The organism is Oceanobacillus sp. FSL K6-0251 (assembly GCF_038004725.1).
GTDB lineage: Bacteria > Bacillota > Bacilli > Bacillales > Amphibacillaceae > Oceanobacillus > Oceanobacillus oncorhynchi.
Map to the genome: position 1 here is coordinate 1,978,701 of NZ_JBBORS010000001.1, position 23,696 is coordinate 2,002,396.

Here is a 23,696-nt window from a genome sequence, read left to right on the forward strand (position 1 = left end):
TTCTTCGTTTAATGGAGAATTCGCACTTTATCATGTAAAGTAAGACACGCTTTCAAATTATTGAAGGAGGAGTTTCATGAAATGGTCGCGTAAAATTGATGTAGTCGGTGCTCATGCAGAAGGGGAAGTAGGCAACGTGGTAGTAGGAGGTATCCCGCCTATACCTGGTGATACCATGTTCGAGAAAAAAGAATACTTCGAGAAACATATGGATGACATAAGAAAATTATTACTTTTTGAACCTCGTGGCGGTCCATTCTATAATGCAAATATTCTCGTGCCTCCTGCTCATCCAGAAGCAGATATGGGCTATATTATTTTGGAAAGCACAGAATATCCGCCGATGTCAGGTTCAAATACAATTTGTGTAGCTACTGTTTTATTAGAAAATGGAATACTTCCTATGAGAGAGCCGGTGACTGAATTAGTTTTAGAAGCTCCTGGAGGGCTCATTAAAGTAAAATGTGTGTGCGAAGATGGAAAAGTAAAGAAGGTAGAGCTAACAAACGTTCCGGCTTTTGCAATACATTTGAATGCCCCTGTAAAGGTAGAAGGGATAGGGGATATTCAGGTTGACACATCCTATGGAGGAATGATGTTTGCACATGTGAATGCGCAAGCGTTAGGGTTTCATATTACACCAGATGAAGCGCATGAAATGTGTTTAGTTGGTCAAAAAATCAAAAAAGCCGTAAATGAACAGTTAACGGTTGTTCATCCAGAGAACAGCAAAATTCGAAATGTGTCTAATATTATTTTTGAAGGGCCTTTAAAACGCTCTCAAGCAGGTGTTATCAGTAAAAATGGTACGGTTGTTTTACATGGAAGAATGGATCGGTCACCATGTGGTACTGGAACCAGTGCACGTTTGGCAGTGATGTATGCAAAGGGATTAATTGATGTGGATGAAGAATTTGAAAATGAATCGATTACTGGAACCAAATTTAATAGTAAAATCATATCCCTTTCTAAAGTAAAGGATAAAGAAGCTATTGTTCCTAAGCTATCGGGGCAAGCATGGATAACTGGCTTAATGAATCTGGGAGTGGATCCTACAGACCCAATTCAATCCGGTCACCAGGTTAGTGATATTTGGTTTTAATATCAAAATATTTTATCTTCCTTTAACTTATAATATGGATTTATAAGTTAAAGGAGTTGTTGGTGCGATGAGTAGGGATGGGGTATTTGAACTGGGACAATAACATTATAATGAACAAAATTGTTCGTGGAACCATATGGAGCAGCCTAACTGACAGATAACATTGAACAAATAGGTAAAGAAAGTGAAATGGTGATGCTAAATCGTATCGATCAGCTATTTGTAGATGGAGGATATTCTATTAAAGCGTGCAGGGTCCTTTTATTTTATATGCCCCTTACACGTTTTATTTTTTAGTGAAAATAATTAAATTCTCACATTTACATAGAGGAAACAGGTACAATGAATATAAGTATGTTATGTATAAAATATTCATAAAAAAGAGGTGTGCCATGGAGCTTATCGGATTTTTAGTTGTTGCTGGTATTGTCTATTTTTTATACCGAAAAGGTCTGGTAAAAAATGTTCGGTTTCCCATGATAAAGATTGGTTTTATTACAAATCACCTGAAAAATAATCAGTTACGCCTGCGCTATAAAAAATTTAATGGCATTTCAAATCATGTTTTTATGGTAGGCACAAGTCAACAAGTACAATTTGATTATGATGTTGCAGTAGAGACAGGTTCAGTTGAATTAACTTTCAGACAGCGAAGGAATGTCATTTTTCAAAAAGAATTTCATGATAGTGAAAAAGGATTTTTCTCTTTTACCTCTTCACAGAGAAGCTGTTCACTGTTAGTTGTTGGAAAACACACAAAAGGGAGCTGTCATGTGGAATTTGATAAAGTAGATGAAGAAATCGCAAATTAGGTTTCCTTATTTTATAAAAAGAATATGATAGAAAAAGGTAAATGGAATCTATCTTTTATGTTAATCCTGTAAAAGAATTTTGCAATAATAGAGAAGGGAGAAGGTTAATATGAACATTCAAAAAATAATTATTGCCAGTCCGCTGATAAAGGAATTAGAAAAACACATAGCACATCATAAGCTGGATAAAGAAATTCGTTACATAACAGAGGATGCTTTAACAGAGGGAGACCTGGAATGGGCGGATGCTCTTTGCGGGTTTCAGCTGCGGAAGGATACCGACTACGGCAAAGTGAAATGGGTACATTCTCTAGGCGCCGGTGTCGATGGATTTTTGTATGATCAGAATTGGAATGAAAATGTATTATTAACACGTACTGTCTGCTCGTTTGGACAGCGCATCGGGGAATATTGCTTAAGCTATATGTTAAGGGATACCCAAGCGCATCAGACGTTTGCAGCTCAGCAAGAAGAGAAGGTCTGGAAGGAATTTTCTCCTATATTATTGAGTGAGAAAACCGCAGTGATTTATGGAACCGGTGAAATCGGCAGGAGGCTGGCAGAGATTCTATCCGGATTTGGAATGAAGGTGTACGGCATTTCTTTAAGCGGAAAGCAGAAAGCACCTTTTAACCAAGTTACAGCTATTGGCTCGCAATTTTCATATATAAAAGTAGCGGATTATGTAATCAATACATTGCCGTTAACAGAGAAAACAGCAGATTTATTTGATAAACGCTTATTTGATCAAACGGACAATATTGGATTTATCAATGCAGGCAGAGGAAAGTCTGTTGCTGAAGCAGATTTGCTGGCTGCCTTGGAGAAGGAGCAAGTACGGTTTGCTGTACTGGATGTTTTCCATGAAGAACCGTTGCCTGCATCGCATCCGTTCTGGGAGCATCCAGCTATTACAATAACACCTCATATATCTGCTGTGACAACGGCAAAAGAAGCGGCGGATTGCTTTGTTGACACCCTGAAAAGAGTGGAAGCAGGGCAGGACTTGGAAAATAAGGTGGATATTCAAAAAGGATATTAAAGCTAATTTTATGCTGGTTCAAATAATAGGGGAGGCTAAGCTGATTTATAATCCGAATTTGACAATGATTCCAAGGAGCTGGTCAGCTTTCCTTCATCTCTACTATAAAAAATAGCAGCACAAACCATGGCTTTGGTCTGTGCTGCTATTTTTTATAGTATGTTTTTCTATTTTAATACTGCTTGCGCTACAGCTAAACGAGCGGCTGGAATACGGTATGGTGAACAAGAAACATAATCGATGCCGATTTGTTGGAAGAAAGCAATCGATTCTGGATTGCCGCCAACTTCGCCGCAAATACCGATTATCATATTTTCTTTCGTTTGTCTTGCTTTGTCGACAGCGAGCTTAATCAATTCGCCAACACCGCTTTGATCCAGAACCTGGAACGGGTCTTGCTGCATAATCTGTTTTTCTTTATAGGTATTGATAAACTTACCGATATCATCGCGAGAAAATCCAAATGTCATTTGAGTTAAATCATTGGTACCGAAGCTGAAGAAATCGGCATTTTCTGCTAATTGGTCAGCGATGATACATGCGCGCGGTAATTCAATCATGGTCCCGATTTCGTAAGGGAAGGGCTCCATTTGATGCTCCTTGAATGTAGCTTCGATGGTTTCGGTTAAAAAGCTTTTAACGTAGTCCAGCTCGGCTTTTTCTGAAATTAAAGGAACCATGATTTCTGGACAAATCGTCAAGCCTTCTTTTGCTAATTGAATGGCACTGTTGAAAATTGCTTTGACTTGCATTTGATAAATGAGCGGTTCAGTAATACCTAAGCGACAGCCCCGATGGCCTAGCATTGGGTTGGTTTCTTGTAATTTTTCGATTTGTTTCTCCACAGCAGACGGGTATCTGTTTAGCTGATCAGCTAATGCCTTAATTTCATTGGCATCATGCGGCAAAAATTCATGCATTGGCGGATCAAGCAAACGAATCACCATTGGTTTATCTTGAACTGTTTTTAACATTTGATAGAAATCTTCTTGCTGGAAGCTTAGTAATTTATTTAAAGCGGCCTGGACTTCCTCTTCATCTTTAGCGAGAATCAAGCGGCGCATTTCCAGTACACGCTCTTCCCCAAAAAACATATGCTCTGTTCGGGCTAAACCAATTCCTGTTGCACCAAAATCAATCGCTGTTTGTAAGTCTTGTAATGTTTCAGCATTCGCACGAACCTTCAACTCAGCGCATTCGTCTGCCCAAGTAAGTAATTGCTGCAAGCTCTGATCGTTTTCAGGAACAATTGTCGGGATTTCCCCTAGATATAAACTTCCAGTACTGCCGTCAACAGAAATCATATCGCCTTCCGTCAGGGTATGGTTACCGCATAATACAGTTTTGGCACTTTCATTGACCGTTAATGCTTCACAGCCGGTGACACAGCAAGTTCCCATTCCTCTGGCAACAACTGCTGCGTGCGATGTCATTCCGCCGCGGCTCGTAACAATTGCTTCGCTGACCACCATGCCTTCAATATCTTCTGGCGAGGTTTCTTGACGAACCAGAATCACTTTTTTTCCTAAAGCAGTGTATTCTTTTGCTTTATCAGCTGTAAAGACGATTGATCCGGTTGCTGCGCCTGGACTGGCAGGTAAACCTGTTGCGAAAGCATCCACTGCTGTCAGTTTTTCGGTATCAAAGACCGGATGAATCAATTGATCGATCACCTCAGGAGAGACGCGCATAATCGCTTCTTCCTTTGAGATTAAACCTTCAGCTGCTAAATCTAAAGCTATTTTCAAGGTAGCTTTGGCGGTGCGTTTTCCATTTCTGGTCTGCAGAATATACAGCTTACCATTTTCGATTGTAAATTCGATATCCTGCATATCCTTATAGTGCTGCTCCAGTTTATGAGAATGTTTAATAAAATCATTATAAGCTTCTGGCAAAATGGTTTGCAAAGATTCAATCGGCTCCGGTGTACGAATCCCTGCAACGACATCCTCTCCCTGCGCATTGATTAGAAATTCACCAAATAATTTATTATCACCGACAGAAGGATTGCGAGTGAAGACCACTCCTGTTCCGCTTTCCTCACCGCTGTTGCCAAAGACCATTGACTGGACATTAACCGCTGTTCCTAAATGATGAGGAATATGGTGCAGGTCGCGATATACCTTCGCCCGCTGGTTATTCCAGGATTTAAAAACAGCCTTCGTTGCTTCGAATAATTGCTCCATTGGATCCTGTGGAAAGGCTACTTTATTCTTAGAGAACAAATTCTTATACGATTCAATCAATTCTACATGCTCTGCTTCGTTAAAATCAGTTACTTTTTTATTCAAACGCTTCTCCATTTGATGCAGCAATACATTGAATTGTTCTTTATGGATTCCGTAAACGACATCACCGAACATTTGCAAGAGACGGCGGTAGCAGTCATAGGCAAAGTTCACATTGGTCAATTTGGCAAAATCTTGAACTCTATGATCATTTAAGCCAAGATTTAAAATGGTATCCATCATGCCGGGCATGGAAAAGACAGCGCCGCTTCGAACAGAAACTAATAGAATATTTTCAGTAGATGTAAAAGATTTCCCTGTTTCTGACTCTAAATTTTGAATCGCTTTCAAAACTTCTGCTTTTAATTGCTTTTCAAAAAAGGAAGCATCTGCTAAAAAATTCATACAACATTCTGTAGTAATCGTAAAGCCCTCAGGTACAGGTAATCCCAAATGAGTCATTTCTGCAAGATTGGCTCCTTTGCCACCCAGCAATTCTTTGTTCCCGCTTCGTCCTTCATCAAATGTATAAATTAATTTTTCCATAAGAAACCTCCAATGATTTAATTGTGTGTCACATTTATTTAATAATCATCATATATGACAAAAATATGTGTGTCAATACATAAATATGTGATTATTAGTTTAAAAGATTCATTAATATGTGTATAATGAAAACATAATAATAACATTGTTTGATAGCTTTATTTGGAGGTCCAAGTATGAAATTAAGTGAAAGACAAGAACAAATCATCCAATTAGTAAAAGATTATCAGCCGGTCAGCGGGGAAAAAATATCTGAGCTGTTAGATGTTTCTAGAGCTACGTTACGTTCAGATTTATCGTTTTTGACATTAGCAGGTGTTTTACAAGCTACACCTAAAATCGGCTATACGTATTCAGGTTCGGATTTAGAAGCCTTTTTCTTTTTTAAGACCTTTGATACGAAAATCGATGAAATTATGATTCCACCCTTAGTGATTAACCAAAATACATCGATTCGAGATGCCATCACTAATTTGTTTATTTATGATGTTGGTTCCCTCTACGTGGTGGATGAAGAAAAACTTCTCGTGGGTGTTTTATCCAGGAAGGATTTATTAAGGGCATCATTAAATTCAGATATTGATAATACGCCAGTTGTAGTGTGTATGACACGAATGCCGCATATTAAAGTCTGTCAAAAAAATATCAATATACTGGAAGCAGCCACTATCTTACAAGATTTTGAAGTTGATTCACTGCCAGTCGTTGAAGAAGAAAATCACAAAAAAGTGATTGGTAAAATTACGAAGTCTCGAATACTTAATTACATTACGCAGCAAGCCAGAAATGCAGAATTAAATAAATAAATAAAAGGGGATATCCATCTATTATGAAAAATGAAATCATCATCTACTCTATTTCTGATTCACTCGGAGAAACATCACAAAAGTTACTAACAGCCGTCAGTGCACAATATCCGGATTTGAATTTTAATAAAAGCTATCGCTTTCCATTAGTAAATCGAGAAGAGGAGTTATTGGGAATTTTGCGGGATGCCTTAAAGGATAAAGCGATTGTTGTTAGCACCTTAGTTAATCATCGTCTAGCTGAAACTGCCCGGAATTTCAGTCAGCAGACAGGTCTCATGTATTTAGATTTGATGCACCCATTTTTTGAAATGATTCAAGCAAGAACCGGTTCGAGACCCATTGAAGAACCTGGAACAGTTCATAAATTAGATACGGAATACTTTAACCGCATCGCAGCTATTGAATTTGCGGTGAAATATGATGATGGCAAGAACCCGCAAGGCTTTATAGATTCCGATTTAGTCTTGTTAGGTGTATCACGAACCTCAAAGACACCATTAAGTATGTATTTAGCGAATAAAGGGTATAAAGTTTCCAATTTACCTCTGATTCCGGAGGTTCCCTTACCACAGATACTGGAAGATGTAGATCCGCATAAGCTGGTGGGTTTAGTTTGCCATCCAGATAATTTATCTAGAATTAGAAGTAATCGTTTAGATTCATTAGGTTTAAATCATTCCACCAGTTATACCGATTTAGAAAAAATATATAACGAACTCGACTATTCACAACAGGTTTTCAAACGATTTGGTATTTTTACGATTGATGTGACAGATAAATCGATTGAAGAAACAGCGTATGTGATTGAAGAACATTTTAAAGAAATGGAATAAAATAATCTTTTTATGGTATGTATTAATATGAGTGACAACTGTCTTTTATAAAATAGGGAATAGGTATTTTTCATGACTTTATATTCATTCTGCAGGGTTTAATGTAGTATTATTTGCTATAATACTAGGAAAAGAGAGTATCTTGTTAATATACCATGCTTTTTATGATAGATTTTATTCTAAAAAATATAAAAGAATTGGCCAAGTCGTGAAGTGAGATGTTCTGGAATGGAGCAATCTTGCTGTCTTTCAGCACCCCTCAATGGGTGCTGATTCTTATAAAGAAGGCTGTTCTTTAACAAATAACGGCAGGGCGGTCGCTGCGATGAAAAATAAGAATACCTATACATACTTCAAGGTTTTTGCCATTTTATTATTATTTTTTACGTGCCTGATCAGTTTTCGAATTATGTGGATTAATTACCATAACAAAGGAGAGCAGCCTGTCATCACAGAGGGTGTACTTGATTTAACAGATTGGAATTTTTCTGACAAAGAGACGATTTCTTTAAATGGGGAGTGGATTTTTTACCCCAATCAATTCATAGATACACCAGCTAATTCTTCTGTAGTGAACCAAACACTGATTCAGGTTCCTGGTGATTGGCAAAATGAGCTGAGGATGGTTAATGAAAATCAGGCAAACAGCTTGGGATATGGCAGTTATTATTTGAAGGTGCTGCTGCCGGATGCGAGTCCTCCTTTTCTGGGACTTCGTCTGAATAACATACATACGGCAGTGAATATCAGGGTAAATAATCAGCTTGTAGAATCGGTGAATTACCCAACTGCCGAGAAAACGGAACAGTCACATATCCGCGGGCCGATTACCAGTCTGTTTTATGCGGATCCGGATAAGCGTGAACTAGAAATTATCTTGCAAGTTTCGAATCATGAGCTTCCGTTTGCAGGTGGAGTCGATCAGACGGTTTCCTTTGGAACGGCAGAAGCTGTCAATCAGGAAACCAATCTGTCCCGCTTCCTTCAGTTAACCGTTATTATCATTCTCTTCTTGCATGCCCTGTATGCTTTTGCCATTTTCCTTATGAATAAAGGGAAGCGGCAAACCGAATTAATTTATTTTGGATTCATGTCATTCTTGATTGCTGTGGGGAATTTATTAGACGATGAAGTATTTGTTCAATTGCCATTTAGTGCAGATGTCTCCTTCCGGCTGCTGGTTGCCATCTATATTCTGGTGTTATTTGTCTTGATTAAATTTATTCAGCATTTGTATCAAATGCATCAGAAGTTTATCAAGGTGTTGGGCGTCATTGCTATCGTGATGGCGGTATTGACCTTGACCGTCTTTTCACTGGAGCATTTTACCGTTTTATCGATGCTGGTGTTTGTATATGATGCTGTTGCTATTGCTTATCTGTTTATCATTACGCTCAGGCAGATTGTCCGCGGAGATAAGAACGGGATTCTGATTTTACTCTTGATATGCAGCTATACCTCTAATGTAGTGTGGGGAGCGGCAATACAAACAGGTCAAATAGACTTTCCTTTTTATCCCTTTGATTTTTTTGTGCCCATTGTTATCATCGCTATTCTATTAATTAAACGTCATATTCAATTGACACAGCTGAGTGAAGAGCAGGCAGTGAGGTTAATTGAAGAAGATAAGAAAAAGGACCAATTCTTAGCGAATACGTCTCATGAGATTCGCAATCCTTTACATGGAATGGTGAATATTGCTCAATCAATTATTAATAAACATGGGGACAGCTTAACTCCTGAGACGGTCAATAATTTACAGCTTTTAGCTCAAATTGGCCATCGATTAACATTTACTTTAAATGATATTCTGGATATTACAAGACTAAAAGAGCGGAAGATTCCGTTACAAAAAGAGAATCTCTCATTGTATTCTATTACAGACGGTGTCATCGAGATGGTGCAGTTTACCTCTCCAAAAAAGTCCATTACCGTACATAATGAAATTGAGTTGGATTTTCCGCCTCTATATGCAGATGAAAATCGGCTGATTCGAATTTTGTTTAATCTGATTCATAATGCAGTGAAATATACAGAACGCGGCAAGGTTATTATTTCTGCTGCAGAGCAGGAAGATATGGCTGTTATTACGATTCAGGATACAGGAGCCGGGATTGCTCCGGATGCTTTGGAACGAATCTTTCTTCCTTATGAAAAACTCAGTAAGTCTGATGTGGATAGCGGGGGAATCGGATTAGGGTTAAATATCTGCAGACAATTGGTTGAGCTCCATGGCGGTGAAATGAATGTGGATTCTGAACTGGGCAAAGGAACGTCCTTTTCTTTTAGTATGCCATTAGGCTCAACAGCAGGTATGAATTTGGTACAGTCAGAGAGTGGGAAACAAGGCAGCATTTATGATGACTCTGCCATTCATACCATGGGATGGCATGATAAAAATCCCGCAACAGGCAAGCCTTTCCTGCTGGTTGTGGATGATGATCCTGTTAATTTAAAAGTAATGCAAAATCTTTTAGAACCGGATTATCAGCTGCATTGTACAACGGATCCGGAGACTGTTATAGAGTGGCTGGAGAGACAATCTTATGATTTGGTCATCTCGGATGTGATGATGTCGCCGTTTTCCGGCTATGAATTAACGAAACGTATTAGAGAACGCTTTAGTCTTTCCGAATTACCTGTTCTATTATTAACGGCTCGTAACCAAACGGAGGATATTTATACTGGTTTTATATCCGGTGCAAATGATTATATCGCCAAGCCAGTCGAAGCGTTAGAATTACAAGCCCGGGTCAGGGCGCTAACAGACTTAAGTCATTCTATTGATGAACAATTGCGGATGGAAGCGGCTTGGTTACAAGCTCAAATCAAACCGCATTTTATGTTTAATACTTTGAATGCCATTGCTGCCTTAAGCAATATAGATATCGACCGGATGATGAATCTGCTGAATGAATTTGGCAGATATCTCTCCAGAAGCTTCCACAGCAATAATACAAAGCCGTTAGTATCGCTGGAGGAAGAGCTGGAGTTAGTAGATTCCTATATGTATATCATGCAGCAGCGATTTATGGAGAAGCTGACCGTGCATAAGGATTTTGATGACGTTCAGGATATCTTTGTACCGCCGCTATCTATCCAGACAATTGTCGAAAATGCGATCAATCATGGGATTATCTCCCAAAATAAACCAGGTACACTTTGGCTGCAAGGGAAACAATTAGTAGATGGTTACTACATTAAAATTATCGATGATGGAGCAGGGATGGAAGCAGAGGTACTGGCCGGATTATTAAATAAAGAGGATGAGAAAGAGGGTGTGGGTTTACTGAATACGAATCAGAGATGGAAACAGCTTTTTGGACACGGAATGAATATTAAAAGTACAGCAGGAGAGGGGACAGAGGTGACGCTGAGGATTCCTAAAAATAGATAATACAAAATAAGATAAGTCACCTCTATCGTACTGTGCAAATAGAGGTGACTTATCTTATTTTGGAGCTGTGACAGTGTTTGTGTTATTCTCTTATAACATTTGGTTATTTTCTTTTATAGTAAGCTTTCTAATGAACATAAAAATTCCTTTTCCTACTTTAAGCAGGATATACCCGGGAATCCATCCAAACAAAAGAATAATAATCTCCGTCGCAATAATAAAGATACCTAACGGCGGAATGTCGGCGAATATCCAGATAATCCATACAGGAATACTATGGCCAGCAAAGAGGACAGCGAAATAAATGAACGGGAGAAACCATTTCGTATAAGCCCTCCAAAAAACAGTAATAATCGGCAGCAGTATGTTGATACCATACATGCCAATAACAAATAATAACCCCATTTCCCAAAAGGTATTATCGTCAGCGACAGGCTGCCAGGGAAGTACAGTTAAACCAAGAATGAATGCATAAGCTAACAGAAGTATTCCTATTCGAATTTCCCATTTTCTTGTCTTTTTTCTCAATGGTATTTCAGGTTTTTTTTCATCGGGCTCCCATGGATGAAATGGATTCTTATATATTTTTCTTCCTATTTTTTGTGGGAATTCCTCCGCGTTCCATGGCTCTCCTTTGAGCTGGTTAAAGTCCGTATGATATTTTTGACGTTCTAAAAGGGCAGGACGGAGATCATCATCTGTTTGAAACAATGGCAATCCTTTATCCTGAAAACGGGCTGTCCAATCGTAAAATTCTTCTTCATTAAAAAATTCTCTCATATAATATTGATCGTCTTTGTATTTAAAAACCATAAGTTTTCCTGCATAATACAATTTTTTATTAGAGGAAGATTCTTTGATACTATTTCCTATAATGACTTCCCAGACAGAATCAAATAAGATGGATGTTTCTTCCCTTTGTCCGGCCTTATGATCAATAGCAGTTTGGAAATACCCTTTTTCATTTAATTCATAGAAAAATTCATATTTTTCTAAGTATTTTTTCTGCTGCATAAAAAAAGCAAAAATCAGGCCAGATATAAAGCTGATAACAGCAAAAATGCTTACAAGTATCCAGTTAATAGGTTGTAAGAATAAAAAATAGATTACGCTTCCCATGAAAATAAGACAAATAATAAAAGCAATCGTTGTTATGCGACGGAGCGCATCATTTGTTTCGGAAGGAGGCTGATTTGTATCTTTGATTGGTTTATGTAGGTTGTTTTCGATGTGGATTCCCTCCTTTGGTTCTTCTTCTAATCAGTTTATTTTATTACAGCCTATGTTTGATAATATGGTACCACATCCAGATTTTGTTACAAATAAAAAAGAGATGTACAACAATGAATTTTTGAAATATATTTGAAAAATTTTTGTCTGTTTAAATATACAAAGGAGGGGAAAAAATACAAAGGAAGCAAATTTTATGATTTGTTTATTGAGTTCAAGGAGGGGTTAAGATGAGAGTGCAGGACAAAGTTACGTTGATTACTGGAGCTGGGACAGGGATTGGAAAAGAAACAGCTCATTTATTTGCAAAAGAAGGCGCAAAGCTTATTTTGACAGATGTGAATGTCGATGGTGTCAAAGAAACAGAAAAGGAAGTCAACGAGCTTGGAGCAGAAGCTATTTCGATAAAGCATGATGTCAGTAAAGAAGCGGATTGGCAAGAGGTTGTTAAAAAGGGACTTGACCAATTTGGAACCATTGATGTTTTGTTCAACAACGCAGGGATATATATTATTAAGCCAATCACGGAAATCGAATTAGAGACATGGAATAAATTAATGAATATCAATGTGACAGGCACATTCTTAGGGATGAAGCATGTATTGCCTGTGATGCAGAAGCAAAAAAGTGGTTCAATCATTAATGCTTCCTCTGTTGCAGGACTGGGCGGAGCGCCTGGACATGCATTATACGGTGCAAGTAAAGGTGCAGTCCGTATTATGAGTAAGGACGTTGCGATGGAAGTTGCCAAGGATCAGATTCGTGTGAATTCGATTCATCCAGGTTATATTGACACACAAATGGCGGATTATGGAGCAGAGCAGCAAGGGAAGACCGCAGATGAAGTTGGGAATACTTATCCGCTTGGACGTTTAGGAAAACGGGCTGAAGTGGCAAAAACAGTGTTGTTCTTAGCATCAGATGATTCTTCGTATACGACAGGCGCCGAGTTTCCGATTGATGGCGGGTCTACCAGCTCGCTTTAGCAGCATGACTTAAGAGGAAAACCTTGAATCATAGCTCACTAAAAATAACTTAAAAGGGTTCCGATTATCCTAATTAGATAATCGGAACCCTTTTATTTTGGTTTATTATCATTAGCTGATTAGCGTACAGAGCATTGTATTTTCACTTATCTTATAAACTGAAAACAATTGGCATCCAGAAGTATACGGCAGCAGTGATGACCACAACGGATATGAGGTTCAGCCATACACCGGCTTTTGCCATGTCGGAAACTTCTAAATATCCAGCGCTGAACACTGCTGTGTTCGGCGGAGTAGCAACAGGAAGCATATAACAAGATCCTGCAGATAATGCTGCGGCTGCCATAAACGGAAGCGGATCAATTCCAATAGCAATCCCGAGGCCGACAGTCAGCGGCAGGATTAAGTTAGAGACAGCGGTATTTGAAAGAATTTCGGTAATGCTGAGTACAAACACAACAAGTAACAGTATTACAAAGATATATTGCATGCCTTGAAGCATCTGCAGGACTTCCCCGATAGAATCATTCAATCCTGATTCACTAAATGCTGTTGCGATTGACATACCGCCCCCAAAAAGAATAAGAATCCCCCAAGGCAATTCCGTCGTGTCTTTCCATTCGAGGATACGTTCAGCTTTATTTGAGCTTGGCAGGAAGAATAAGAGTGCTGCCCCAAAGATAGAAATGGTCGCATCATCCAAATTGTCAAAAAACGCACTAATACTTTCAGGCATGAATCCAATGCTGGAAACAAATGGAGAAATAATCCATAACATGACAGTAATCAGGAAGACAATTCCAACCTTTATTTCGTCCGACCTGAGCTTGCCAAGCTTATGAAGTTCATCTTTTACGAAGCTTAATGCACCATCGGCTTCTTCTGAGGATTTCACTTTAAATTTAACCTTTGTAAGATAAAAATATAAGATAACTAACAGGATAATTGCAATTGGTCCTGTGAAGAACAGCCACTCTGCAAAGGTAACTGTCCGGTCAAGCTGTGAAGATGCAATACCTGCCAAGAGCGCGTTTGGAACGGCAGATACCAGTGTGGCAAGACCGCCAATTGTAGCTGCATAGGCTAGATGCCTTTTGAAAAAAAATCAAAGTTTTGCCCCTTAAGTATTTCTTTATCCTTTACTTCATCAATGAGTGCGATAGCCACCGGCAGCATCATCAAAGCTGTGGCAGCATTGGAAACGAACATGGAGATTCCTGCTGTGGCAATCAGAATTCCCAGGATCATCCGATTGCTTTTTGTTCCAATCATTTTAATAATATTGAGCGCAATACGCCGATGCAGATTCCACTTTTGTATGACCAGGGCAATGACAAAACCGCCTCCATACATAAAGATGACGGAGCTGCCGTAAGCAGGTGCTACGGTATCGATATCCACACCACGAAAAGCAGGAAACAGGACAAGCGGCAATACGGAAGTTGCAGCCATTGGGACAGGTTCTGTCACCCAGAAAGTCGCGACTAGCAATGTTACTCCCAGTACTACCTTCTGTTCATGCGGTAAAACGTTTTCAGGAATAAGGAAATAAACGAGTGCAAATAATACTGGTCCCAGGATGAGTCCGACCCAGTTGCGTATTGTATAATGGGGTTTATTTTCTTGGTTTTCATTATTTTCTTGATTTTCTTTAGATTTCATTGTGTGGCCCCCTATGTTTTAGTAAAGCTTGATTGTCCCATTTTTGTGAGCCTTCAACTAGTAATATTTATCCTTATATCTGGATAGAAGGCTTGCTAAATATGTAAATTCACTTCAAATATCCCAACAATAAAATAGCAAATGGGTTACTGGTTTTTCTTGTAATATTATTCCCAGCAGATTTATTGATAAAACTTGATAAAAGACAGGTTTATTATGAAATACAATATAATAATGCTATGTTTGTAATAGAATTTGATAAAATGACATGAATAGCTTACTTATGGAAAGGCGGATAATCATGGAGATTATAAAAAAATACGGGATTCTTATTCTATCCCTGACGATAGCGGGCTATTTCAAGCTGAAAACCAGCGTTAGCGGTGGGGTAGAAGGAGCAAATAATTATTTGGCCACTACTGGAGGCACGATGGATTCGGCACAATTCAATATGATTCAACAAGGGTATATTGCAACTAATATTGTTATAGGCGGAGCATTGCTTGTTATAGGGCTGGGATTTCTCTGTTTCTCTGTTTATCATATTTTAAAGGAAATCAGAGCTGACTGATAATAGACGGACTTTTATTTAAAGATATAACCAACCTTTTTCAAAATCTCTATCTCATGTAACGACTATTTTTAATCGTAAAATAAAATTCTCAACATATTGCAGCAACCAAGCTGCGAATAAAGTTATCAAATCATCCCATTATTCATGACAAACCAGTAACTTATCCGATATAGTATAGATAGATATGTCTAACGTGATAAGAGGCGAGTTAAAATGGAAAACAATGAACCAAAATTAACGAAAAAACAAATCGCAATATTAGAAGCTGCAACGGATTTATTTGCAGAAAAAGGGTATGCAGGCACATCAACGAGTGAAATTGCCACGAAAGCAGAGGTGGCAGAAGGAACGATTTTTAAGCATTTTAAATCGAAAAAAGGACTGCTGATGGCGGTTGTTTCGCCAATGATGGTGAAATGGCTTGCTCCCATGATAAAAAAAGATCTGAATAAGGTGCTTGATCAGGAATTTGAATATATTCAAGATTTTATTCGGGCGATGATTGAGAATCGAAAAGAATTCATCCAAAAGAATTTGCCGATGTTAAAGATTTTAGTGCAAGAAATTCCATTTCATCCCGATTTAAAAGAAAAGTTTATTGAATATGTAGGGAATGATATTTTTGATAAACTGAGGGAAATCGTCACGTATTATCAAGACAAAGGACAGCTGGCTGACATGAAGACAGACACAATTATACGCACGGTTGCTACATCGATCTTATCGTATATTGTGGCGCGTTATGTGTTTCTTCCGGAAATAAATTGGGATGAAGAAGAGATAGAGACAGAAAGAATTATTCAAATATTGGAAAGCGGGATTATACAGAAAAACAGCGGGCAATAGGTATGCGTTTCTTTATCAAAAGATTCCTCAGACCTTCCCATTAACGGAAAGGTCAGGGGAAACTTTTTGCGTTTATTAAAATAGACAATTCGGCTATTATTTTCTGCGCTTTTCCTTTATCGGATATAAAATATAGTAAAAGATTGCCCCCGTGAAAAAGGAGAGAAAACATCCTAATAAAGATATTTGAGAGTAAAATCCGCCTTGACTCGTCTCCATTTCAAATAAACCGGAGCCAAAGATAGAAGCATGCTGAGGCAGACCTAACAGATGAAGCAATGTTAGAATGAGTGGTGCGCAAAGTATAATAAGGACATAAATCATTACAAAGCAGAAACCAGATAAGATACTTTGGAATATTTTCATGATATATCACCCTCCTTCAATACATCATTCATCGTTATTTACGGTTACCTTACTATGTTATACCCTAAAAATTATTATTTACATCATTTGTGTAGGATATGAAGGATCTGTTAGGATAAACAAAATGCCCGCATGGAAGGAAAAAGGAATACGAATATCTATTTTTTAACAGGTATCATGGCCATCATGAAACTTGCCGCTTTTCCAGAAATATATCCGTGATTTTTCCCATTCTATTTTTTGATGATAAGTATCATTTGTTTTGTCAGAAATAAAACGAAAGCTGAACAGGTTTTTTCTTATGTTTCCTTATTATTAGCAATAGGAAGCAAGGTTCTTTTTTTACTTCTTTTAAAAAGCAAAAATAGTGCTTCATGAAAGGAACAGGCGTGATTCCTCTGTCATTCTATGATGGAGGAATCACGCCTGTTTTGAGATGTAAGCAGAAGCTTTCAACTCTAAATAAATGCGGATGCACTATCTCTTTAACGTATACCATCTGCTAAAATCTTGGCACCATCCAATGGGAAGGTTGTTGATCCTTGTATACATAACAGGTCTTGCGCGATTGCTTACTACGATAGAAGCTAATCCCAGCTTTTGCTGTACGATATGACGTGTCAGCTGCAATTCCGCTATTTTAGTTCTCTTAGATAAGAAAAATTTTGTATTAAAACCGCCAGTCTTAATCTGTACAATGGAGTCGTTCACTGTATAGCGCGTCTGATAGAAATAAAGCAGTCTTGACATGATTACCAGAATGAAAATAAAGACAGAAAATATCCACCAGGGTATTTCCAAGCCTAAAAAGTCAGGTTTAACATAATAAAGCAAGCCTGTTGCAATCATCCAAACCCAGCTGGGCTTTAGCATCTGAAGCAGCCAAGCTTGTTTAGGCAAACGATTCATTTCTGAAGTTACCTGATAAGACGGTAATATTTCTTCAATCATTGTGTATGCACGCTGTACAGGAAGAAAAGGATACAGTCTGTTCACTTCTGCATCTTCACTGCCTGTATTTCCTGCACAAATCAATTTTATTTCCGCAATTCCAAGAGCTCGTTTGATCCATGATTGATGTACGCTGACAGCTTGCACATTTGCTTTGGAAATACGAAAGGTAGTTCTCTCTGAAAATCCCTGTGTAACGTAAATCTTTTCGATATCAGAAGCAATTTCATATTTGCCAAATCGAAATATGGTTAACACGGTGCCGGCAGCTATCGCAATCAGTATGATCAAGATGATGGAAACGAGAATAATCCACCAGGGCCAAGCGTCCAGAATATCGGTGAACACATCTTCCGCTTGTGCGTCGAAAGAAAAGAATTGTATGAAGTTTGATAGAAGCGACCATACAATGGGAAACACAGCTATAAAACTAAAGGATGCTAAGGAAGCTTTGAAAATATCATAGGCTGTCGGCGAGAAATGAACGATAGGATCTGCATTATACGTATCTGTTTGAATGTTTTCAGATACCGGGCCCGGGAATTCTTTCTCATAGGTATTTTCTGAACGGTTCAAGCTTCTTGTTGCACGAATGTGTTTTTCCATTTCCTGTGCTTCTTTCTGTGTTAGAACATGAAAGGTTACCGTGCTATTATCTCCAGCTGTGCTCGTTTCCAACGTAAGTGAGGTCATATTGACCATGCGATGGAATAGGGAAGCTTTCCGCCTGGTATGCTGAATTGTTGCATAGGGTATCGTTCGGCTGCTTGTTATCACGAGACGCCGGTTTAGCTGCAGATTTTCATTTCCAACTTTATATTTGCTGGTAAACCATCGAATGGGAATGGCCAAAAGAATAAGCATAAATATCAAAACGATTGCCAAACGTCCATAGGTAAACAGCCAAAAATCAGAATTTGCTCGAATAATAAATAAAAACAAGAATAAGAAGAACATGTTTTTAATCAAGCGCCAAATATCGTAGATCATAAGCAGGTGATGATACCGTTTTTCTTGATTCATGCGTCCCGCTCCTTTACATTCGCATAGGTTGCGATTTGCTGTCGCAGTTCCATGGCCTCTGTTTCATCTAAGGCGGGAATGGTATGCTTTGTTGTTATCGTGTTGACCTTCAGCTGATAAAGCTGATATTTTCTCATGAATGGTCCTTGATGAATGGATACGGATTGGATCTTCGTCATGGGTATCATCTGATGTTTTTGAAAAAGCGCTCCTGACCTTAATTGTAAAAATTCCTCACTGACCCCAAAACGCCAATGCTGATACCGTCTTTGGAGCTTGAAAGGGGTGAAGCTCATATCAATAATCGTGAACAAAATCAGCCCCATGATGATCCAAACTATCCATTCTCTCCATGAAAAATAATAGCTAAGATAGAGGAATAGACCAAGTATACCTAAACCAATTACATTCGAAAGGACTTCATTCATAAGCCAAACCTTGATACTATATTTGGATAGTTTGCGTTGTGGTGCTGGAATGTCTTTTATCAAATTAAATCACCTTTCATTTTTCCTGCTTTGTTATACAGACTTCATTTACTCTAGATTAAGAAAAATTTCCTCAAGGGACGGTTCTTCTACTTCTAACCGAAATACATCGATGTCCTGTCTTACAAATTGTTTATTTACATGCGGAATATACTCTTTTGAAGCCACAATGATTTCGGAAGATGTTTCTTCGATTTGAATTTTTTCGACAAGCTCTGTGAAGGAAGTCTGTAAGTGTACTTGCTCCTTTTCAGAGAGGGAGCGATGATGAATATGAATCACGATGTCCTGCTGATACTGTTCCCGCAGCTGTTTCATCGTTCCCTGTGTTTGAATGCTTCCCTTGTTCATAATCGCAATCTCATCACATAATTTCTCTACTTCATTTAAATTGTGAGAGGTTAATAGAATCGTAGTTCCTTGTGCAGCAATTTCCTTGATTAATGCATGAATGTTCAAAACGGCGTTGGCATCCACGCCGGATGTTGGTTCGTCTAAAAAGAGCAGCTTAGGCTGATGAATAATGCTTTGAGCGATGCCCAGTTTCTTTTTCATTCCAAACGAATACTTTTTCACTTTGACATGGACAGCGTCCTCTAAACCGACTTGGGTGAGAACATGGATAATATCCTGTTTGGAAAGCGATTGTTTGACTAATTTTTGAAAGTAGTTTAAATGATGGTATGCTGTTAAATCATCATAAAAGGTAGAGTAATCCGGCAGTACACCAATTTCTTTTTGAATCGATTCCAGCCTTTTTTCAGGCTGACCTAAAACTTCAAAGGAACCGGAGCTGGGCTTGATAAGCCCGGTTACCATATTAATAAACGTGGATTTACCTGCTCCATTTTTCCCGAGAAAGCCAAAAATCGTACCCTCGGGAATGTGTAAATCAACGGAATCGACAACTATTTTCTTTCCGTATGTTTTAGTTAACTGATGTGTTTGCAAAGCTTCCATTTATAAATCCCTCTTTCTAAAGATGAATAAGCTTAATACAATAAATAAAACGGGGAAAAGCACTACGAAATAAGCATAGTAACTGTGCGTTTCTTCCTGTATGTAATAAAAATAAGGTGTAATATAGCCAATGGCCTTCACAAAAAGATTCTCTGTCCCTGTACTCCATAAACCAAGCACCGGCAGAGCAACCGAAATAATGATTCCTAAAAACATACTTAAAGATGGCTTTGGAATAACAGTTGATAGAAATAGTGTCAGGCCGATAAAGTAAGACACAAAAATAATCGCTTGAATCAGATTTAAAATAGAAAACGATTTTGAAAATGGAATGATAAGTAACAAAGCGACAGTAAGGCATACAGCCCAAAATAAAAAACTCCCGATAAATTTGCCAAGAATAATATGATTCCGACTTGTCTTTGTTGCTAAAAAACGGATGGTTCGTGTATCCATTTCTTTATTGACGATGTTGTGGGATAAGCTGGTTACAAACAAAGGCACGGCTAAAATCAATAAGAGCATTAATCCCATCACGTAAGCATCCTGTCCAAGTCCTAAATCCTGAAGGGGAGCTTCAAATTGGCGGACTAATCTGGCAGCACCGACTGTGACACCAAATAAGACGGCAATTATTAAACCTGAGCGAATGCTCGTAAATAAACTTTTAAACTCTCTAAAAGCGACTGTAAACATAAATTCATCTCCTCGTTTCCTAGGTATGCTTGCTGGCAGAAGCGCTGCGGGTTATCGCCATGATTCCGGCAATCAAATAGATCATACCGCCAAAAATCCCTAAACCGATTGTTGAAAGCGTGCCAAGTATGGCTATTCCAATTAATAGAACCCCAGCCGATTTTCCTCTGGTTTCTTTTTTCAATAAGTAAATAGCTGCGGACCCTAAGATTATCCAGGTGAAGGAAATGACAGCTAAATAGATAAATAAATAACCTATATAAGTGATGATTTGTTGTTCGCTGAATTCAACTATATTTTCATCCTCCATAAAAGACTGGACTAACTCCAGCGTCTTGGGGCTTCCTTCGACATTGCCATACAACAGGATGCTTCCTGCGAATAGTACGCCAAATAATAAAATGCCAATAGCTGTTAAAACCGTTTCTGCTTGGTGCTTCATATCCACTACTCCTTCTTATGTTTCTTTACGTTCACTCTAGCAAACGCAGCTGTCTGCTAGTTGAACAGAACATTACCAATAAATTAAAAAAGCTTCGATTTGTTCAACTGTTCGTAAACTTGCTATGGTACGATACCAATGGAGGTGTCATACATGGAGGATCAAACAGATATTTTGATTGTGGATGATGAGAAAGCAATTGTAACTATGTTAGAAATGATGCTGAAGAAAGAAGGATTTCAGCGTGTACATAAAGCTTATACCGGGCAGGAAGCCATTCAGATATTAAAGCAACATAAAATAGAAGTGATTATTTTGGACGTCATGCTTCCGGATGGGAGCGGCTTTGATTTTTGCCCGAAAATCAGAGAGCTGACAAATGCGTATATTCTCTTTTTAACGGCAAAAGTTTCTGATTTAGATGTGTTAACAGGATTTGCAACAGGGGGTGATGATTATGTCACCAAACCATTTAATCCGTTAGAGGTGGCGGCAAGGATTAAAGCGTATTTAAGAAGATCTGCTAAAACAGAAGCCGCTATACCAGAGAAATCCAGCAAATATAACTTCGGTCGTTTTGTGCTAGATGAAAGCGCAGGTATGTTAACGGTTAATGGAGAGGATGTTCCATGCCCGACACAGGTCTATTTGCTGCTTCTTTATTTATGTAAGCATCCAAATAGAATTTTTTCCAAAGCAGATTTATTGGAGGCGGTTTGGGGCTTTGAACATTTTGCAGATGAGAATACGGTTTCGGTACATATTAGAAGAATCAGAGAAAGAATTGAGGTCAATCCGAGTAAACCAGAATTTTTACTCACTGTTCGGGGATTGGGGTATAAATTGGTGAAAGGAAATGTCTCATGAAGAAATTACGGAGCCGGTTGTTTTTTCATTTTTCAATTCAGTTTGGGTTTATTTCTTTGTTGATGATTGTTGTTGTAGTCGCTGCTTTTTTTATCGGTTTGTATTCCCTTTCTAATGTGGAAAGAGATGAGGATTATTATCAAACGCAGCTAGAAGAACTTGCAATTGAGATTGGCGATCCGTACGAATATAAAGAATTTGGGAACGAAATCAGCGATGCATTACCTGAGAAAACGTGGCTGCAAATTATTGATGAAGAGGGAAAAGTGGTTGAATCTGCAAATGTACCGGAAGATATAAAAGAGAATTACAGCAGTTTTGACATTGTACAAATGAAGGAGAGAGAGCAGCTAGGGGAATATGCTATCAAATATACATTAGAAGAGCTTTTATTTGCGGGTGACGATGCATATTTATTTGTGCTAGGTTACCAAGAACCAGGAAAAATTCTTATTAATGAATTATCAGAAAATACGAATGCAAACGGCAGGATTTCCGAAACAGACCAGCCTGAGGTGGAAGAGAAATTAAACCAGCTTGAAGGAACACTTTCTATTTATGATGAAACAGGAGCTATTATTCAACAGTTTGGTAATCAGGAGCAAATAGAAGGGCAGCCATTAGAAATAATTGAAAAAGACACTTCTCCCGATCTTTTCACTGAAAAACAGTATACTTACCTAGATAGAGGTTCAGGTAATTCGTGGATTTTATATACATCAAATGAACAAAGTCAGGATATGCCATTAACATTGTATAGAGATATTACGCTAGTATTCGTTGGTTTAACAGGGGTTATATTGCTAGTAACATTCTTAATCTCTTTTTGGACGAGTTTTCGTTATGGAAGCCCTTTGTTTATTTTTTCAAATTGGCTCAACCGGATGGGGGATGGAAACTATAAGGAAGTTTTAACAGCACAGGAGAAGAAAAAAGTATATCGAAAAAATGGCAAATTAAAAAGAAGATATAAGTTGTATAAAGAGGTTTTTCAGGCATTTGATGAGATGGCAGAAAAGCTGGATGCTTCCCGAAAAGAAAGAGAACAGCTGGAAAAAAGCAGAGAGGAATGGGTGGCAGGGATCTCCCATGACCTCCGCACACCTCTGACCACCATGGAGGGCTATGGGCGCTTGCTGGGAAATAAGGAATACGATTGGTCGAAGCAGGAGCTTCAAGAGATTGGAGATACCATCACTGAAAAAAGTGATTATATGGTAGATTTAATTGAAGACTTTACGCTCAGCTTTCGATTGAAAAATGATGCCAGCAGCTTAACGTTTAACGCGGTGAGTATCAATGAATATATGGAGCAAATCTTAGAGAAGTTTCAAAAGGATGTCACCTTTAAGGATTATCCAGTTGTATATGAACCGATTCATCCAGATAGAAAAATAGAAGTGAATGAACGGTTGTTTGAAAGAATGATTGATAATCTGATGTATAATGCCTGGAAACATAATCCGCAAGCAACTGCTGTAAAGGTAGAAGTTGCTCAATCTGAAGAAGAAAAAGCACTGGAAATCAGAATTACCGATAATGGAACGGGAATGGATGAGGAAACGCAAAAGCATTTGTTCACCCGCTATTATCGCGGCACCAATACAGAGGAAAGAAATGAAGGGACAGGGCTTGGCATGAGCATTGCCCTGCAAATCGCCAAGCTGCATCAGGGGGCTATTTCGGTACAATCAGAAAAAGGTCGTGGCACCACCGTAACGGTATTTTTGCCTTATGACAGAGATTAATCAAAGAACGCGTTACAGCAAAGGAAAACTGTAACGCGTTCTTACATAGAAATTATTAACTAAAAATAAAGAATTCAAAGACAGCGTC

General features: G+C 38.4%; 21 protein-coding genes. 11 read left to right on the forward strand and 10 right to left on the reverse strand.

Features of this window, described 5'->3' with window-relative positions; all coding sequences use genetic code 11:
* Nucleotides 1-76 precede the first annotated feature (76 nt).
* From MKY45_RS10055 to MKY45_RS10065, 3 genes are all read left to right on the forward strand, one after another.
* On the forward strand, nucleotides 77-1,102 hold the full coding sequence (locus MKY45_RS10055) for a proline racemase family protein (protein WP_256706106.1): 1,026 nt from the start codon (nucleotides 77-79) through the stop codon (nucleotides 1,100-1,102).
* Between the two features lie 392 nt (nucleotides 1,103-1,494).
* A complete protein-coding gene (locus MKY45_RS10060) occupies nucleotides 1,495-1,914 on the forward strand; it encodes a hypothetical protein (RefSeq protein ID WP_256706107.1) in 420 nt (139 codons plus the stop codon).
* 109 nt (nucleotides 1,915-2,023) lie between these two features.
* Nucleotides 2,024-2,956 carry a D-2-hydroxyacid dehydrogenase gene (locus MKY45_RS10065; RefSeq protein ID WP_341172881.1) on the forward strand — a complete coding sequence of 311 codons (933 nt, stop codon included), beginning with the start codon at nucleotides 2,024-2,026 and terminating at the stop codon, nucleotides 2,954-2,956.
* Between the two features lie 167 nt (nucleotides 2,957-3,123).
* On the opposite strand, the gene ppdK is transcribed toward MKY45_RS10065, so the two are convergent.
* Complete coding sequence (gene ppdK, locus MKY45_RS10070) at nucleotides 3,124-5,730, reverse strand: pyruvate, phosphate dikinase (protein WP_256706109.1); 2,607 nt, start codon at nucleotides 5,728-5,730, stop codon at nucleotides 3,124-3,126.
* A 176-nt stretch (nucleotides 5,731-5,906) separates the two neighbouring features.
* On the opposite strand from ppdK, the gene MKY45_RS10075 reads away from it, so the two are divergent.
* The 3 genes from MKY45_RS10075 to MKY45_RS10085 all read left to right on the forward strand — a co-directional run bounded on the left by MKY45_RS10075 (nucleotide 5,907) and on the right by MKY45_RS10085 (nucleotide 10,769).
* Nucleotides 5,907-6,536 (forward strand): CBS domain-containing protein, encoded by a 630-nt coding sequence (locus tag MKY45_RS10075; protein WP_256706110.1) that lies wholly within the window; start codon nucleotides 5,907-5,909, stop codon nucleotides 6,534-6,536.
* Nucleotides 6,537-6,559: 23 nt separating this feature from the next.
* Nucleotides 6,560-7,372: a pyruvate, water dikinase regulatory protein gene (locus MKY45_RS10080; protein ID WP_256706111.1), complete on the forward strand. Its 813-nt coding sequence runs from the start codon at nucleotides 6,560-6,562 to the stop codon at nucleotides 7,370-7,372.
* Between the two features lie 325 nt (nucleotides 7,373-7,697).
* Nucleotides 7,698-10,769: a hybrid sensor histidine kinase/response regulator gene (locus MKY45_RS10085; RefSeq protein ID WP_341172882.1), complete on the forward strand. Its 3,072-nt coding sequence runs from the start codon at nucleotides 7,698-7,700 to the stop codon at nucleotides 10,767-10,769.
* A gap of 90 nt (nucleotides 10,770-10,859) precedes the next feature.
* On the opposite strand, the gene MKY45_RS10090 is transcribed toward MKY45_RS10085, so the two are convergent.
* A complete protein-coding gene (locus tag MKY45_RS10090; RefSeq protein ID WP_256706113.1) occupies nucleotides 10,860-11,888 on the reverse strand; it encodes a hypothetical protein in 1,029 nt (342 codons plus the stop codon).
* A 341-nt stretch (nucleotides 11,889-12,229) separates the two neighbouring features.
* Here MKY45_RS10090 and MKY45_RS10095 point away from each other — a divergent pair, with 341 nt between their 5' ends.
* A complete protein-coding gene (locus MKY45_RS10095; protein WP_256706114.1) occupies nucleotides 12,230-12,985 on the forward strand; it encodes an SDR family NAD(P)-dependent oxidoreductase in 756 nt (251 codons plus the stop codon).
* A 151-nt stretch (nucleotides 12,986-13,136) separates the two neighbouring features.
* On the opposite strand, the gene MKY45_RS10100 is transcribed toward MKY45_RS10095, so the two are convergent.
* Together MKY45_RS10100 and MKY45_RS10105 are read right to left on the reverse strand one after the other, a co-directional pair.
* Complete coding sequence (locus MKY45_RS10100) at nucleotides 13,137-14,054, reverse strand: SLC13 family permease (RefSeq protein ID WP_338112860.1); 918 nt, start codon at nucleotides 14,052-14,054, stop codon at nucleotides 13,137-13,139.
* Between the two features lie 14 nt (nucleotides 14,055-14,068).
* Nucleotides 14,069-14,647, reverse strand: coding sequence for an SLC13 family permease (locus MKY45_RS10105; protein ID WP_341172883.1), 579 nt, complete (start codon nucleotides 14,645-14,647; stop codon nucleotides 14,069-14,071).
* A gap of 301 nt (nucleotides 14,648-14,948) precedes the next feature.
* On the opposite strand from MKY45_RS10105, the gene MKY45_RS10110 reads away from it, so the two are divergent.
* Entirely contained in the window at nucleotides 14,949-15,218 is a 270-nt protein-coding gene (locus MKY45_RS10110; RefSeq protein ID WP_341172884.1) for a hypothetical protein, read from the forward strand.
* A 216-nt stretch (nucleotides 15,219-15,434) separates the two neighbouring features.
* The gene (locus MKY45_RS10115; RefSeq protein WP_042533571.1) at nucleotides 15,435-16,067 is read left to right on the forward strand and encodes a TetR/AcrR family transcriptional regulator; all 633 of its coding nucleotides are present in this window, start codon (nucleotides 15,435-15,437) and stop codon (nucleotides 16,065-16,067) included.
* A 96-nt stretch (nucleotides 16,068-16,163) separates the two neighbouring features.
* Here MKY45_RS10115 and MKY45_RS10120 read toward each other — a convergent pair whose 3' ends face one another.
* The 6 genes from MKY45_RS10120 to MKY45_RS10145 form a co-directional block, all read right to left on the reverse strand.
* On the reverse strand, nucleotides 16,164-16,433 hold the full coding sequence (locus MKY45_RS10120) for a hypothetical protein (protein WP_042533572.1): 270 nt from the start codon (nucleotides 16,431-16,433) through the stop codon (nucleotides 16,164-16,166).
* Nucleotides 16,434-16,910: 477 nt separating this feature from the next.
* Nucleotides 16,911-18,407 carry a PH domain-containing protein gene (locus MKY45_RS10125; RefSeq protein WP_341172885.1) on the reverse strand — a complete coding sequence of 499 codons (1,497 nt, stop codon included), beginning with the start codon at nucleotides 18,405-18,407 and terminating at the stop codon, nucleotides 16,911-16,913.
* Nucleotides 18,404-18,898: a PH domain-containing protein gene (locus MKY45_RS10130; protein WP_042533574.1), complete on the reverse strand. Its 495-nt coding sequence runs from the start codon at nucleotides 18,896-18,898 to the stop codon at nucleotides 18,404-18,406. Before MKY45_RS10130 ends, MKY45_RS10125 begins: the two co-directional genes overlap by 4 nt.
* Nucleotides 18,899-18,943: 45 nt before the next feature.
* Nucleotides 18,944-19,855 carry an ABC transporter ATP-binding protein gene (locus MKY45_RS10135; RefSeq protein WP_042533575.1) on the reverse strand — a complete coding sequence of 304 codons (912 nt, stop codon included), beginning with the start codon at nucleotides 19,853-19,855 and terminating at the stop codon, nucleotides 18,944-18,946.
* The gene (locus MKY45_RS10140; RefSeq protein ID WP_193064108.1) at nucleotides 19,856-20,551 is read right to left on the reverse strand and encodes an ABC transporter permease; all 696 of its coding nucleotides are present in this window, start codon (nucleotides 20,549-20,551) and stop codon (nucleotides 19,856-19,858) included.
* Nucleotides 20,552-20,570: 19 nt separating this feature from the next.
* A complete protein-coding gene (locus tag MKY45_RS10145; RefSeq protein ID WP_341172886.1) occupies nucleotides 20,571-20,993 on the reverse strand; it encodes a DUF4064 domain-containing protein in 423 nt (140 codons plus the stop codon).
* 153 nt (nucleotides 20,994-21,146) lie between these two features.
* Here MKY45_RS10145 and MKY45_RS10150 point away from each other — a divergent pair, with 153 nt between their 5' ends.
* Together MKY45_RS10150 and MKY45_RS10155 are read left to right on the forward strand one after the other, a co-directional pair.
* The gene (locus tag MKY45_RS10150; RefSeq protein ID WP_042533577.1) at nucleotides 21,147-21,860 is read left to right on the forward strand and encodes a response regulator transcription factor; all 714 of its coding nucleotides are present in this window, start codon (nucleotides 21,147-21,149) and stop codon (nucleotides 21,858-21,860) included.
* Nucleotides 21,857-23,608 carry a sensor histidine kinase gene (locus tag MKY45_RS10155; RefSeq protein WP_341172887.1) on the forward strand — a complete coding sequence of 584 codons (1,752 nt, stop codon included), beginning with the start codon at nucleotides 21,857-21,859 and terminating at the stop codon, nucleotides 23,606-23,608. The genes MKY45_RS10150 and MKY45_RS10155 overlap by 4 nt, the downstream gene beginning before the upstream one ends.
* Nucleotides 23,609-23,696 lie beyond the last annotated feature (88 nt).